At 57.8% G+C, this 14735-nt stretch carries 13 protein-coding genes; 7 read left to right on the top strand and 6 right to left on the bottom strand.

The genetic code is table 11. The annotated features are described in order from the left end of the window. Positions 1-84 precede the first annotated feature (84 nt). Positions 85-1131: a sensor histidine kinase gene (locus tag FIV03_RS19265; protein ID WP_152510652.1), complete on the bottom strand. Its 1047-nt coding sequence runs from the start codon at positions 1129-1131 to the stop codon at positions 85-87. 69 nt (positions 1132-1200) lie between these two features. Next, the gene (locus FIV03_RS19260; RefSeq protein WP_082444556.1) at positions 1201-1362 is read right to left on the bottom strand and encodes a DUF1328 family protein; all 162 of its coding nucleotides are present in this window, start codon (positions 1360-1362) and stop codon (positions 1201-1203) included. Positions 1363-1828: 466 nt separating this feature from the next. On the opposite strand from FIV03_RS19260, the gene FIV03_RS19255 reads away from it, so the two are divergent. Both FIV03_RS19255 and glnA read left to right on the top strand, forming a co-directional pair. Next, positions 1829-2167: a P-II family nitrogen regulator gene (locus FIV03_RS19255; RefSeq protein ID WP_006934743.1), complete on the top strand. Its 339-nt coding sequence runs from the start codon at positions 1829-1831 to the stop codon at positions 2165-2167. Positions 2168-2294: 127 nt separating this feature from the next. After that, complete coding sequence (glnA, locus tag FIV03_RS19250; RefSeq protein WP_055656579.1) at positions 2295-3704, top strand: type I glutamate--ammonia ligase; 1410 nt, start codon at positions 2295-2297, stop codon at positions 3702-3704. Between the two features lie 167 nt (positions 3705-3871). On the opposite strand, the gene FIV03_RS19245 is transcribed toward glnA, so the two are convergent. Both FIV03_RS19245 and FIV03_RS19240 read right to left on the bottom strand, forming a co-directional pair. Continuing rightward, positions 3872-4918: a P1 family peptidase gene (locus tag FIV03_RS19245; protein ID WP_152510651.1), complete on the bottom strand. Its 1047-nt coding sequence runs from the start codon at positions 4916-4918 to the stop codon at positions 3872-3874. A gap of 110 nt (positions 4919-5028) precedes the next feature. Continuing rightward, complete coding sequence (locus FIV03_RS19240) at positions 5029-5301, bottom strand: tyrosyl-tRNA synthetase (protein WP_152510650.1); 273 nt, start codon at positions 5299-5301, stop codon at positions 5029-5031. A gap of 183 nt (positions 5302-5484) precedes the next feature. Between FIV03_RS19240 and FIV03_RS19235 the strand changes: the two genes are divergently transcribed. Both FIV03_RS19235 and tyrS read left to right on the top strand, forming a co-directional pair. Beyond that, a complete protein-coding gene (locus tag FIV03_RS19235; protein ID WP_152510649.1) occupies positions 5485-5703 on the top strand; it encodes a hypothetical protein in 219 nt (72 codons plus the stop codon). A 123-nt stretch (positions 5704-5826) separates the two neighbouring features. Then, positions 5827-7080 carry a tyrosine--tRNA ligase gene (gene tyrS / locus FIV03_RS19230; RefSeq protein WP_152510648.1) on the top strand — a complete coding sequence of 418 codons (1254 nt, stop codon included), beginning with the start codon at positions 5827-5829 and terminating at the stop codon, positions 7078-7080. 126 nt (positions 7081-7206) lie between these two features. Here tyrS and FIV03_RS19225 read toward each other — a convergent pair whose 3' ends face one another. After that, the gene (locus FIV03_RS19225) at positions 7207-10452 is read right to left on the bottom strand and encodes an AsmA-like C-terminal domain-containing protein (RefSeq protein WP_209010549.1); all 3246 of its coding nucleotides are present in this window, start codon (positions 10450-10452) and stop codon (positions 7207-7209) included. Positions 10453-10697: 245 nt separating this feature from the next. On the opposite strand from FIV03_RS19225, the gene bcp reads away from it, so the two are divergent. From bcp to FIV03_RS19210, 3 genes are all read left to right on the top strand, one after another. Next, on the top strand, positions 10698-11165 hold the full coding sequence (gene bcp, locus FIV03_RS19220; RefSeq protein WP_152510647.1) for a thioredoxin-dependent thiol peroxidase: 468 nt from the start codon (positions 10698-10700) through the stop codon (positions 11163-11165). 35 nt (positions 11166-11200) lie between these two features. Next, on the top strand, positions 11201-12034 hold the full coding sequence (locus FIV03_RS19215) for a ferritin-like domain-containing protein (protein WP_152511987.1): 834 nt from the start codon (positions 11201-11203) through the stop codon (positions 12032-12034). Positions 12035-12124: 90 nt separating this feature from the next. Next, positions 12125-13477: a M23 family metallopeptidase gene (locus tag FIV03_RS19210; protein ID WP_152510646.1), complete on the top strand. Its 1353-nt coding sequence runs from the start codon at positions 12125-12127 to the stop codon at positions 13475-13477. Between the two features lie 72 nt (positions 13478-13549). Here FIV03_RS19210 and prfB read toward each other — a convergent pair. Then, a protein-coding gene (prfB, locus tag FIV03_RS19205; protein WP_152510645.1) for a peptide chain release factor 2 occupies positions 13550-14681 on the bottom strand; the annotation gives its coding sequence in 2 pieces (ribosomal slippage) (positions 13550-14614 and positions 14616-14681; 1131 coding nt in all). Positions 14682-14735 lie beyond the last annotated feature (54 nt).

Genomic DNA, 14735 nt, shown 5'->3' with positions numbered 1-14735 from the left:
TAAAACAACCATTCCGAGAAGGCCCTGCAACCGTCGATCAGCCGAATGAGTTACTGCGAGCAGTGAAGAATTTGAACGCAGAATTCAGGCCCGGAGCAGGTCTTCACCCATCTCCCGCCGAACGTTGTACTCAGTCTTCGGAAACACCATGCTGTAATCTATTCCGTCAGGCGAGATGCTCAATTCGCCAGAGCCGCTCAAGGATTGCGGCAGCACTGTTTCAAGCAGCAAGGCGGAAAATGCGGTCCTGTCACCACCTGCTTCACCTGCGGCAAGTGCCTCTTTGGTGTCTACCCCGCCCCTCTCTCCTGCATTCCAGTTGACAACGAGGCACAACCGGCCCTGCCTCATCACCGTTTTGCAGGTGAGCAATATTCCCTCGTCAGCCGAAGCCCTGCCGACGACCAGTGTTGCGGCGATCAATTCATGCAAGCCCAGGCCGATGTAAAGCGCAGCATTGGGGGTCAGCAAAGGGTTTTCGCCCGTCATGGAAATGGGAATGACCCGCTTTGAATCAAACAGCGCGCGTTGAGCTCGGGCAAGATCGAACAGGCGAACACCGAACCAGTCGGATTCCGTCACGAGATCCTGCGAATTTGAAAGGGAAAAGATCCGCCCCTGAAACTCGGCAAGAAACTGCTCGAGAGACCCGGCGTAGCGAGCGGACTGGCCTGCCAGGCTCTGGATGACAGCCAAAAGGTTCTTCGATCTGTGACTGACTTCCAGCAGCAAATCCTTGAGCGCCTGCTCTCGTCGGCGGCTTTCCGTAACATCGACAATGGTTGTCAGCACCTGGTTGATGCCTTCAACACCGGAAATCGTTTCGATATGGATCTCGAAAACGTGGCCTCCTTCAGCCATCACCTCGAGCTTTTCCGACCGCCCCGTCTCCAGCACTACCTTCTTGGCGTCGTCGAGCTGCCTGCCCACGGAATGACCGAAGACCGTTTCGTCCTTCGGGGTCTCTCCCTCGGGCACCGACCATATGTGAGGCAAGTTCGCGATATAAAGGTATTGAAGCGCGTCGTCCTGCAAGGTGACGCAGGCACGCGAACGAAGCAATGCGAGAATGAGATATTCTCGAAGCTGCTCATCAGACTGGCTGGCATTATGCCATGTGAGCCTGCGCACGGATAACCTCACATAAAGCTCAAAAGACGCGAACCCCGATGGCGTTTCGTGGGTCCAGGATATTCGTGACTACCTTCGTAGCATGCCCGCAATCAGGGAAAGCACAAAAACTGCAAGGAACAGCCCGATCAAGATTTGTGCAATCGAAGCCGACACGCCCGCCATTCCAAAAAACCCGAACAAACCCGCAACGAGAGCAATGGCCACCACAGCCAAAGCGTAGAAAAGCATAGCCGTCTCCATATTCCAGTTCTTCTGCAACGCGTAAGGGCGGGGATGGTTCCTCAATCCGGAAATCAGCCAGGAACTGCCCATACATCAGAGCAACGCACCCAGCGACGCCGGTTGGAACCGTCGATTGACTTGAGATTGTGCAAAATCATGCAACCGCTGCGCAGGGCAATCTCATCCGATTGCTAAAATTCAGCCTATTTTTTAGGCTCTTTGCTTATTTCGTGATCATATGACAAATGGGATAGGCGACTGACCACCACCCCGCTGATTGAATTTGCCGCTTTTAGTGGCGGATTTCCCAGCGCGGGTAAAATTTACGGGTTGTCATGGCCGTTTGGCACACATCGTGCTTTATAGCTTGCAACGGTCCCTTCCGGGCCCGACCGGGTCGTTTTGTCCCGCAGGATCGGAAAAGGGCACGCCGAAATTATCCGGCCTTAAAAGTGGAGAGAGACACAAGGTGATGAAAAAGATCGAAGCGATCATCAAACCCTTCAAGTTGGACGAGGTCAAAGAAGCTCTGCAAGAGGTCGGTCTCCAGGGCATCACCGTTACGGAAGCCAAGGGCTTCGGCCGTCAGAAAGGCCACACGGAACTCTATCGCGGCGCTGAATATGTCGTGGATTTCCTGCCCAAGGTGAAAGTGGAAATTGTACTTGGCGACGACATGGTCGAGAAAGCCGTTGACGCAATCAGATCCGCTGCGCAAACAGGCCGCATTGGCGACGGCAAGATTTTCGTTTCAAACATCGAAGAAGCAGTCCGTATCCGTACCGGTGAATCCGGCATAGACGCTATCTGACCCACCCATTCCGGCACTCGCCGGCAATCCGAATTCCGGTCCCACGCAACGGAGCCAAATTTAAGACACTCTGCCGGGCCGGAACAGTACCCAACCGTTCACATGAAAAACTAAAGGGATGGACATTATGACCACTGCCGCTGAAATCCTTAAGGAGATTCAGGAAAAAGACGTGAAATTCGTCGACCTGCGCTTTACCGATCCTAAGGGTAAAATGCAGCACGTCACCATGGACGTAGTACTCGTTGACGAAGACATGTTTGCTGAAGGCGTCGCATTCGACGGCTCGTCAATCGCAGGCTGGAAGGCCATCAACGAGTCCGACATGATGCTGATCCTGGATCCGGAATCCGCACACATCGACCCGTTCTTCGCACAGTCCACCATGGCGATCTTCTGCGACATCGTCGACCCGGTCACCGGTGAAGGCTACAACCGCGATCCGCGCATGACCGCGAAGAAGGCAGAAGCCTACGTGAAGTCCGGCGGCTTCGGCGACACCATTTTCGTCGGCCCGGAAGCTGAATTCTTCATGTTCGACGACGTCCGCTTCACTGCCGACCCGTATAACACCGGCTTCATGCTCGACAGCTCCGAACTGCCGTCCAACATGGGTTCCGAGTACGAAACCGGCAACCTGGGCCACCGTCCGCGCACCAAGGGCGGCTACTTCCCGGTTCCGCCGATCGACAGCGCACAGGACATCCGTTCCGAAATGCTGTCCGTCATGGCCGAAATGGGCGTTCCGACCGAAAAGCATCACCACGAAGTGGCTGCTGCACAGCACGAACTCGGCATGAAGTTCGATCACCTGACCCGTTGCGCCGACAACATGCAGAAGTACAAGTATGTCGTCCACCAGGTCGCACATGCCTACGGCAAGACGTCCACCTTCATGCCGAAGCCGGTATTCGGTGACAACGGCACCGGCATGCACTGCCACCTGTCCATCTGGAACAACGGCGAGCCGACCTTTGCCGGCAACCAGTATGCCGACCTTTCGGAAAGCTGCCTGTACTTCATCGGCGGCATCCTGAAGCACGCCAAGGCCCTGAACGCCTTCACCAACCCGTCGACCAACTCCTACAAGCGTCTGGTCCCGGGCTACGAAGCACCGGTTCTGCTGGCCTATTCCTCGCGTAACCGTTCGGCTTCCTGCCGTATTCCGTTCACCGCCTCTCCGAAGGCTAAGCGCGTTGAAGTTCGCTTCCCGGATCCGTCCGCGAACCCGTACCTCTGCTTCTCCGCCCTGCTGATGGCCGGCCTCGACGGGATCAAGAACAAGATCCACCCGGGCGACGCGATGGACAAGAACCTCTACGACCTTCCGGCCGAAGAGCTTGCAGAAATCCCGACCGTTTGCGGCTCCCTGCGCGAAGCACTGGAAGCAGTCGATGCAGACCGTGAGTTCCTGAAAGCCGGAGGCGTGTTCGACGACGACCAGATCGACGCTTACATCGAACTGAAGATGGAAGAAGTCGAGCGTTTCGAAATGACCCCGCACCCGGTCGAATTCGACATGTACTACTCTGTCTGATCCCTTCGGGTTCAAACAAGCGGAAAGGCCGGGCATTTGCCCGGCCTTTTTGTTTTCCAAGCAACCCTCTTTCCATGTCTCAGCGCAAAAGTGAGTTGGTTACCACCGACAATTCCACAAGCAGCCTTGGCCAGTCCGACAAGCCGCGCGAGAAAATCGCGAGCGACTTAGGCGCGCCCATCAAGCCAATCGGCAAGAGACGGCCGTTTGCTACGCCCCCGCCCACGCATGGCGGGAGACGCGATCATCGCATTGAGTACGGCCTCCTGCGTCGTTTCAGCTGCTGCCTGAAACAGGACATCGATCTTGTCTTCCTTGAGAATATCGCGAGCGATGAAATCGCTCTCCTCGAAATGGGCAATCTTGCAGGCAGTTGAAAAGGCAAGTGCGATATCGCCGCTTCCATTGCCATAGTAGGCACCCAGCCGCGCCAAACCCGCCCCGGCCCTGCGGGCAATGCGTTTCAGTTGCCGGCTTTCAAGAGGCACATCTGTCGCCAGAACAACGATGACCGAACCGCGTTCTTCGCTATGGCGCGCCTCCTTGGGATGCGGTCTGCGTCCATCCGGCAGGACAAGGTCTCCGGGGCGACCGAAATTGGCAAGCACCAGGGCGGCAAGTCTGTGCTGACGGCCTCCAAGCTCAAAGACGCGCGAGGCCGAACCGATACCGCCTTTGAAGCCGAACGCGCTCATGCCCGTCCCTGCCCCGACACTGCCCTGCTCCACCTTCGAACCTGCAGCCTTCAGAGCCGCTTCCGCATCGGCTTCGCTCAAGGCCATTGCCTGTATATCGCTCAGGTAGCCGTCATTGCACTCCATCACCACAGGATTGATCGTGCCTGTGGAACGGCCTATTTCGGGATTTTCGTCAATTGCCCTGCGGATGAGCGCATTCACACCGGTGCCAACGCCAAAGGTGTTGGTCAGCAGGATCGGGGTTTCCAGCGTCCCGAGTTCGTCGACCTGTACCAAACCAGCACTTTTCCCGAAGCCGTTGATCACCTCGACGGCGGCAGGAAGTTTCTCGCGAAAGAGATTGCCCGAGTGCGGCACGATTGCCGTGAAACCGGTTCTGAGGTCGCCGTCGCACACGGTTTTGTGCCCAACCGCAATACCATCGATGTCCGCAAGGGTATTCAGGGGGCCGGGTTCCAGAGTGCCGCATATGAGGCCATGAACGCGAGAGGGAGAGAGCGAGGGAAAGGAAGACATGGAACACCGGACGAATGATTTCACTGTCCCGTGTTGAAAAGGAGGTTCAACCAAATCTCAAGACGAAAAAGCCTCCCGAAGGAGGCCATTCGCTTGTGCGGTGGATGAGATCAGTAACAGACACGCTGGTAACCAACGACGATATACCGACCATGGTAAGGGCTCCAGCGGGTCACCGGCCGGTTCTGGCAGCGGACCGGCTGGTAGTAGCGCGGCTGAGCCTGGGAGGCGATGATAGCGCCGGCAGCAAGGCCGATGATGGCACCTGCGGCGATCGCGCCACCACGACGGTTCTTGGCATGAGCTTCGTTCGGGGTAATGGTGACGGCAGCGGTTGCCATGGTGGCGACTGCGACGGCGGCTATTGCAAACTTGCGAAACATGACGGCTCCTTTCAATTGTTGAACAGCGGCTTTCGTTGCGCTGCTGATGAATTGAATGTAGGCGCCGCCTGCTATGTTGGCTGTGACTGTGATCACGCTGCGTCACTTTCGCCAGGGTGTGTGCCGGAGTGTGTTGGGAAAATGTCCGGGACCAGGGGTCTCACAAGAAAGTAGGAGCTATCCATGTGGGTGATTATGGCCGTATCCATTCAGCTTTTGAGCGGTCCCAATGTCTGGGCGGTCGCCGATGAAGGCACGTTTCAGGATGAAGCGGAATGTCAGGCTGCCTTGAGTGAAGCCGTTCCGCGGACACTCTCGGAAGGCATGCGCCTTGCCTGGGAGGGGGGCGAATTGAAATTCGTCTGTGTGAAGGTGCGCGCCAACGGCCAGGTCGGCAATTAACCAGCGGCAGAGCGCTGCAGCGTCCTGATTTTCCGGCAGGCGCAATTTACAAGTCCTGCGGCACGCGCTAGAGCACGACCGCAGGAATGCCGGCAGGCACACAAGACGGACGGACAGGCGACTATGAGCGAGTTCAAATCGGACTTTCTAAACGTTCTTTCAGAACGCGGTTTCATTCATCAGATCTCGGACCCAAAGGGCCTGGACGAGCTGTGCGCGAAAGAAACCGTAACGGCCTACATTGGTTTCGATTGCACCGCACCGAGCCTTCATGCCGGGTCTCTCGTGCCGATCATGATGCTGCACTGGTTCCAGAAGACCGGCCACCGGCCGATTGCCCTCATGGGTGGCGGCACCACGCGCGTCGGTGATCCGTCCGGCAAGGACGAATCCCGCAAGATGCTCACCGAAGAGCTGATCGAGGACAACAAGGCCGGCATTCGCAAGGTCTTCGAAAAACTTCTCACCTTCGGTGACGGCCCGACAGACGCCATAATGCTGGACAATGCGGACTGGCTTCTGAAGCTCAATTACGTTGACTTCCTTCGCGACATCGGCCGCCACTTCTCGGTCAACCAGATGATCCAGCGCGACAGTGTGCGCCTGCGTCTGGAACGCGAACAGCATCTGTCCTTCCTCGAATTCAACTACATGCTCCTGCAGGGCTACGACTATCTGGAGATTTACCGTCGCACCGGCTGCCGGCTACAGATGGGCGGCTCCGACCAGTGGGGCAACATCCTGTCCGGCACCGATCTCGTTCGCCGTCTGGCAGAAGTCGAAGCCTTTGCCCTCACCTCTCCGCTTCTGACCACGTCGTCGGGTGCAAAGATGGGCAAGACTGCCGCCGGCGCTGTGTGGCTCAACGAAGAGCAGCTTTCCGCCTATGACTATTGGCAGTACTGGCGTAACACGGAAGACGCCGACGTGGAGCGTTTCATGAAGCTCTTCACAGTTCTTCCGATGGACGAAATCGCCCGTCTTGCGGCACTGCAAGGCTCGGAGATCAACGAGGCCAAGAAGATACTGGCAACGGAAGCGACTGCCCTGATCCATGGTCGGGAAAACGCTGAAGCTGCTGCCGAGACCGCCCGCAGGGCATTTGAAGAAGGCCAATCCGCCGAAGGCCTGCCGACGGTGGAAATTGCCAAGGCCGATCTGGAAGCCGGCATCGGTGTGCTCTCCGCGTTTGTGAGCGCAGGCCTGTGCGCCTCGAATGGAGATGTCCGCCGCAACATCAAGGGTGGCGCGGTCAAGATCAACGACAAGGGCGAGCAGGACGACAAGCGCCAGATCACGCTTGCTGATCTGACCGGCGACGGCATCGTCAAACTGTCGCTCGGCAAGAAAAAGCACGTGCTCCTGAAGCCGGTCTGAGCTGAAGCACTCCAGAACTGATAAAAAGCCGGGCACCGCCCGGCTTTTTTGTTCGGTAACAAGAGAGACGGGAACAAAGGCCTTCGGCGGCAGCCTGGTCCGCCAGACATTGGCTAGTACGATTGCTCAGTTCGCCTGAAACTCGAACATCTTGCGGAAGATGCCCGGTGCAATCGCCGAAATCGGGTTGACCGAGAGCACCGGGTCGGACACCGAACCAGACAAGCGATAGGTCACACCGATGAGGCCTTCTCCGGAATTGCCTCCGAGCGCAAAGCCCAGCAGCGGGATCTTGGCGAAGAAATTGTTGAGAGCGTAGATCGGCACGAAGGTACCGGTAAGATTGAGCGTCTGCTGCGACAGATCCACGGAACCGCTGACAGTTCCTCCCAGTGCGTTGCCCTGGAGTGCCCCGCGACTGATGGTCAGCAATTCGCCTTCCCGTGAGAAATTGATATCCAGCGTTTCGAAACTGGCGGTGTCCGCAGCTTCGTTGGTATTGATCGCACGCCCGTCCGGGATGCGATTTGAGCGGTTCTGCTCGCGGATACGCTGAATGGCCGGATCTTCCGTGATCCGCAGTGAGCGCACGTTGAAATCGCCGACCCAGCTGTTTTCGTCGGCCATCGCCACATTCAGGACCCCGGTTCCACCGCGCATACGCTTGTAGAGGTCAAGGAAACGCAGTGTTGCGCCTGTGTTTGCGAAACCGCCAATTGCCGCCTGCGTGCCGCCCTGGTCCGTCACCGTAAATTCGAAATTTGCACGGCCATTCACAAGTCCCTTCAAGTCCGCAGAGACCAGTCCCTTGGCACCGGTATCAATCTTGCCCGAGAATTTCTCGATCGCCTGATTGTTGAACCCGGTCACACGGTCAATATTGGCGGCAATTCTTGCACCGCCCGAAAAATCACCGGCTCCCTTGCTGCCACCGGGGCTCCGCATGCTCTTGATCAGGCCGCGCCCGTCAAAAGAAGATCCGGCAAAGATGATGTCGTAGCGTCCGTCCGTCGCCTTCTGGATATCGACTTCGACATTGTCGCCCGGGCGCAGCTTGAATGTATTGAACGATGCGCTGACAAGATCGCCGGCCATCGACAGTTGCATCGAACCGGCAACATCGACACCCTCCGATACCAGCTTGAAGTCCTTCACACGGCGCTGTGTGTCCGTTTCAACCAGCTTGAAAGACGCCGTTGCGGGAACACCCTTGGCTTTTTGCCAGCCGAGCGCCTGCAGCCGGACATCCGTCTGTTTCAGGTCGATGACGAATTCCTGTCCGTCGCTGACCTTTGCAACGCTCAAGGTCATGTTGCCTTGGAGAAAGGCGGTCAGATCCACCCCCTTCTCTTTCAGCTGCTTCGCGTTGAGCGCAACAACAACATCCTGTCGTGCCGCTACACCGGATTCGCCCAAGGGCACCACAAGGTCGATATCGGCCTGCAATCCGTCGAGTATCCCCTTGCCGGTAATCGCGACCTGATCCTTGTTGGCCTCCAGCGCAACATCCGACTTGCGCACCGTGTGCCCCATGATCGGATTGCTGTCCGAGAAATTCGTCAGACGGCCTGTCGCCTGCCAGTTGATATCGGCAAGATCGATTTCATTGCCCAAGGGAAAAGAGGCCGTGATTTCAAGTTCTCCCGCCCCTTCAACACCATCATTCTTGAGATCAGCCCGGTCCAGCACGCGGAAAGGCGCACTGTTGACCATCGCACCAAGGTCGCTCGCCGATCCCTCCATGCGGGTCTTCACGCTTGCCATCTTGCCGTCCCGCAAAGGCAGGTTCTGAATCGCGAAGACACCATCCGGCAGGGTAACCTCGCCACCACTTGAGGCCGTCGCCGTTCCGCCTGTCGCGGTCACGGTCAGTGTCTCGTTTTCAATTGTGAGCGTACCGTCGAGGCCATCAATCTGCGGAACGTCCCCAACAGGCGTCACTGCGCCATCGGAAAACGTCATGTCCAGGCGCATGTCGTCCCCCGCCCAGCCCGGGTCCGGATCCCGCGGATCAAATGCTGGCGGGCGGAGCGCGCCCGTATAGGAAACGGTCTCGATCAAGCCGCCTTTCAGGCGTTCGATGATCCAGCGGCGCGCCGGCGGCACAAGCGTGATCGGCCAGAGCTGCTTTGCCACTGCAACCGGTATCAACTCCCCATTAGCGGCCAGCGCCAGATAAGGTCCTTCCGGTGTAATCTGCAACGAAGCGACACCATGCACGACGGCCTTCCCCGAGCGCGCCGTGAAGCGGTCGACGGAGAGCAATTTTTCAAGCGGATCGAAACGCGCACGAATCTGGACGCCGTCCAGCATATGCGGCTCTTCGGGAACATCGGCGGAACCGAACTGCGGATATTCCGAATCCAGATTGATCTGCCACTCGGGACTATCACCAGCAACCGGCGAAACAGACCCCGTGAAGAAGATGCGTGAATTGCCGCGAATGACATGTGAACTGGTAATTTCAATTGCGTTTTGTCCCGCCTCGAACAGCAGGGACAGTGCTGCATCGTCAAAGGCGACCAGTGTCTTGCCAAGTTGAAACCAGCCGTTGCGCACGCGCGCAACCGCATTGGCGGAGACAAACTTGCCATCGCCTGTCAGTCTGCTCTCGATTTTGGCGGAGGCCGGAAGTCCCAACCCCTTGCCCTGCACCGATTTCGCGTTTGGCCCCAGCAGTTCGGCAAGGGTGATTCCGTTGACCACCACCCCGATGCTCTTGGCATTCGCACCCGGCGGGGCGTTGCGCGCAAGCTCCAGTCTCCAGGTGGAGATATTGCCGGCAACTCGCGCGAAGGCCCGTATCGAGCGGTTGTCGTCACGCAGGATGTCCGCGTCAATGCCTCTGTAACGTCTGGGGATGGAACCGGCCAACTCGAAGGAAGCGTCACGGATCTTGACGAAGCTGAGGCCTCGACGGGCAAACTGGTCGTCCACTACGTCGCTGACCCTGTCGACGGCCTCCATGAGCGGCCCCATTTCCGGAAACTTCGCCGGCCCGCCCGCCAGGACAATCCGCACATGGGGCCTTGTCAGGTTTAGAGACGAAAAATGGAGCTTGCCGGAGAGCAGTGCATCCCTGTTCAGCGGCGCAGTCAGTTCAGGAAGACTGATGCTTACAGGTGACCCACCGGCGATCTCCGCCTTGGCATCCGAAATCAGGATATTGATGCCGTCCGGCGCGGTAAAATCGACACTTGCGCTGCCAATGGAAAGTTCAACCTGCCCTCGGGTGCCTTGATAGGCCAGCAGGCTGCCAAGAAGCGGAATGTGCACTGGTCCGGTTGCAAACAGAATGGCGATTCCGGCTACAAGACCAACCAGAACGGCGGCGACAACGTAGCGCAAGCGCTTGCGTTTTTTCGGCGTCACTTTGGCCGTGTTCTGAGATCCGCCGGTTTTAGGCAAATACGTCAATCCAATCTTTCGCCTGCATGCGTAAGACAGGCGCTTGGGTTCGGGTTCGGAGCAAAGCGCCGGGTTACCTCACTGCAGCTCCGGACGAGTCGCTGAGCGATTGATGATACTGCGAAAGCTTTGCTAAAAGCGACCGCAGCCATTGTAGACGCAGCCGGAAACCGGCATTAACGCACAAACTTTGACAGAAGGAAGGCATGATGAGCGAATTGGCCGTCGGAGATGTCGCACCGGATTTCGAACTGGAAGGTGATGGCGGCAACAAGGTGTCGCTGAGCGCCCTCAAAGGAAAACCCGTCGTAGTGTATTTTTATCCCAAGGATGACACGCCAGGCTGCACAAAGGAGGCAATTGCCTTCACTGAGCAGTCCGATGCATTTGCCAAACTTGGCGTAACCATTATCGGGCTCTCGCCTGACACGGCCGCCAAACACGACAAGTTCATCGCCAAGCACAATCTGGCGATCAGGCTGGGGGCGGATACGGAAAAGGAAGTCGCGGAGGCCTATGGGGTCTGGGTCGAAAAATCCATGTACGGCAAGAAATACATGGGTGTGGAACGCTCCACCTTTCTCGTCGGTGCAGACGGCAAGATCGCCGAAATCTGGCGCAAGGTAAAAGTTCCAGGGCACGCGGATGCCGTTCTTGAGGCTGCGCGGGCCCTGTGAATTCTCCACTGGAAACGGCAACCGGCAGCGCCAGGATGGTGGCCGGAAGGGACAACTTGCCGCACACCCTGGTTGCCGGAGCGCGAGCGATCGTATGCGCTTCCGATACAGCCGAAAAAGTGCGGCTTGCCTATGCTGTCTCCAGGGTCTGGTTTCAGCGTGAACTCGCTCTCGGATCTCCCTCGAGAGATGGTGCGATGCCGGATCGGCCGGGCCGGCCGGAAAAACCTGTTCTGCTTGCACCGCGAGACATGCCAAAACGCAGCTTGAAGGGCAAGGCGGGCCGCCTTGCCCTGATACACTCCCTGGCACACATCGAGCTCAATGCAGTGGACCTGACATGGGACCTGATCGGACGCTTCGCGCACGTCAGGCTGCCCAGGTCCTACTATGACGACTGGGTGCGGGTCGGGCTTGAGGAAGCCAAGCATTTTGCCATGCTGCAGGAGCGCCTGGCGAAACTGGACGCCACCTACGGAGACCTGCCTGCCCACGACGGCCTCTGGCAGGCTGCGCAGGATACCGGACACGACCTTGCCGCCCGCCTTGCCATCATCCCGTTGGTACTCGAGGCAAGAGGCCTCGACATCACGCCACCGATGATCGTAAAAGCCCGCGAAATCGGTGACGAAGACACTGCCAAATGTCTGGACATCATCTATCGGGACGAGAAAAACCACGTCGCCTTTGGCGCAAAGTGGTTCCGGTTTCTGTGTGACCGGCAGGGAATCAGACCTGAGTCGGCATTCCACACCTACGTGCGCCGTCACTTCAGGGGTCCGTTAAAACCTCCCTTCAACGATCGCGCGCGTTCCGAAGCCGGACTAACTCCCGGTTTTTACAAGCCTCTTGCGCCTCTCATCGGATAAATTTCACAACCGTGAAGACGAATTATTAACCTTACCAAATTCTAATCAGGCTCAGATCTTTTGCAGAATGCAGGCAGTGACTGAGTGACAATGCAACAGCGCCAAGAATCGACGCGGACCTATCAAGCCCCCCGGACAGAGCCACATCATCCGGTTCTGGAAAAGGGCGAGAAGACGACCACGTACAGTGTAAGGCCGGTTCATCTTATTTGCGGTGCAATCGGCTGCGTGACGGCAACCTTGGCAGTTGCAGGCACAATTGGCTACTACGCCCTGCGCAGTGACATGATGGCCGAGGCCAGCGCTGAAAGAACAGAGTTGGTGCTGGAGTATCAGGACCACATCGACCGCCTGCGCACCGAGATTGCAAATCTGACGAGCCGCCAGATGGTCGACAGGGAAACCGTCGAGATCCAGGTAATGGACGTTCTGCGCCGGCAGCAAGACCTCAATCAGCGCCATGCCATCGTGGCCGACCTGGTTGCCAGGGCGGAAAGCGTCGGTATCTACCTCAGCAACGACAAGCCCCTGCCCCCGGAAAAACCTTCACTCGACGAGCGCAACCTCGCCTCTCTGGATGGTAGCGACAAATCTGCAATCGGCGGCGAAAGCGAGTTGATCGAGGAACCGGTAAAGGCCTTGGGATTGCGCGACGGCTCCACAAGATCCTTCGATCCACTGGCTATTCTGCAGCAGCCGGCAACCGATACCGCAACGCCGGATGCCGACGTAAAAAAAAACTCTGAGAAACAGGCTGCCCTCGACGCGGTAAAGGCTGACATCTCCATGATGGACGAAGAAAGCACGGCTGCCGTCGATGCGATCACCATCGCGACGGAAGGCCGTATTGAGGACATCCTCCGCATCACGCGCTCTATTACGCCCGGGCTCAACGCCACACTGCGTGAAAAGACCTCCCTCGGCGGCCCGTTCCAGCCGATCAACGACGAGAACTTTCCAGACCGCCTGGACCGTGCAAACACAGCCCTGGACACTCTGCGCCGCGTGAAATTTACCGCACTGCGTTTGCCGATCAAACGGCCGGTCCGGAACGGCTCCGTGTCAAGCACTTACGGTCCTCGGGTTGATCCGTTCCTGGGTCGGCTGGCCATGCACACCGGCATCGACTTCAAGGCCCCTTACGGCGCACGCGTATTCGCAACGGCACCCGGCACAGTAATCAGTGCGGGACGTAACGGTGGCTACGGCAAGATGGTGGAGATCCGTCATGCGAACGGGTTCGTCACCCGCTATGCCCATATGAGCCGCATTCAGGTATCGGAAGGTGACCATGTTCTGGCGGGCGACCTCGTCGGCAATGTCGGCTCCACCGGTCGCTCCACTGGTCCGCATCTCCACTACGAGATCCGCCGGCATGACAAGCCCGGCAATCCGGCAGCTTTCCTGGCAGCAGGCGATCGCTTCTCGGCACTCGACCTTTGAAGGATGAGCAAGGCTGAAACAAAAAAGCGGGGCCAAATGGCCCCGCTTTCATTTGTATTTTCCGCTGTATCTTTAGTCGATATCGGCGACTTCGACCGGATCTCCACCAAAGACGCGCTGTGCCAGCGCAGCTTCCATGAATTCATCCAGATCGCCATCCAGAACATCTCCCGGAGACGTGCTCTCAACGCCTGTGCGCAGGTCCTTGACCAACTGATAGGGCTGAAGGACGTAAGAGCGGATCTGGTGCCCCCAGCCGATGTCGGTTTTCGAGGCAGCTTCGGCGCTGGCCGCTTCTTCGCGCTTCTTCAACTCTGCTTCGTAAAGGCGAGCCTTCAGCATCGACCAGGCGGTTGCACGGTTCTTGTGCTGTGAGCGCTCCGACTGGCACTGCACCACGATACCGGTTGGCTGGTGCGTGATACGCACGGCGGAATCGGTCGTGTTGACGTGCTGACCACCGGCACCGGAGGCGCGGTAGGTATCAATGCGGCAATCACTCTCGTTGATGTCGATCTCGATGGAATCGTCAATCACCGGATAGACCCAGGCACTGGAGAAGCTGGTGTGGCGGCGAGCGTTGCTGTCATAGGGCGAAATCCGCACGAGGCGATGCACGCCCGATTCGGTCTTCAGCCAGCCATAGGCATTCTCGCCCTTGATCAGCAAGGTCGCAGACTTGATGCCCGCTTCTTCACCGTCATGATATTCCAGCACTTCGACCTTGAAGCCCCGCTTTTCCGCCCACCGGCGGTACATGCGAAGCAACATGGACGCCCAGTCCTGACTCTCGGTGCCGCCGGCACCGGAGTTGATTTCCAGGTACGTGTCGTTCGCATCGGCCTCACCGGACAGCAGCGAATTGAGCTGCAGCTGGTTGACCTTGCCCTTGAGACCACGAAGCGCTTCCTCGGCATCGGTAATGACCGACTTGTCGTCTTCCATCTCGCCGAGTTCGATCAGTTCGATATTGTCGGAAAGGTCCTGTTCCAGCGACTTGATGCCACCAATGCTGTCATCAAGCTGCTGACGCTCGCGCATCAGCTTCTGGGCCTTGGACGGCTCATTCCAGAGGTTCGGATCTTCGGAAAGGGCGTTCAGCTCTTCCAGTCGGACGACGGCCTGATCCCAGTCAAAGATGCCTCCTCAGCAGGCTTATGGCCTGCTTGATTTCATCGACGATCGCTTCCATTTCGGCGCGCATCGGATACCTCGCTTTTGATGTGAAGCGGCCCGGTCTCCTGCAAGAGGCACCGGG

Source organism: Labrenzia sp. THAF187b, from assembly GCF_009363375.1.
GTDB lineage: Bacteria > Pseudomonadota > Alphaproteobacteria > Rhizobiales > Stappiaceae > Roseibium > Roseibium algicola.
This window is presented reverse-complemented; position numbering and strand designations above follow the sequence as displayed.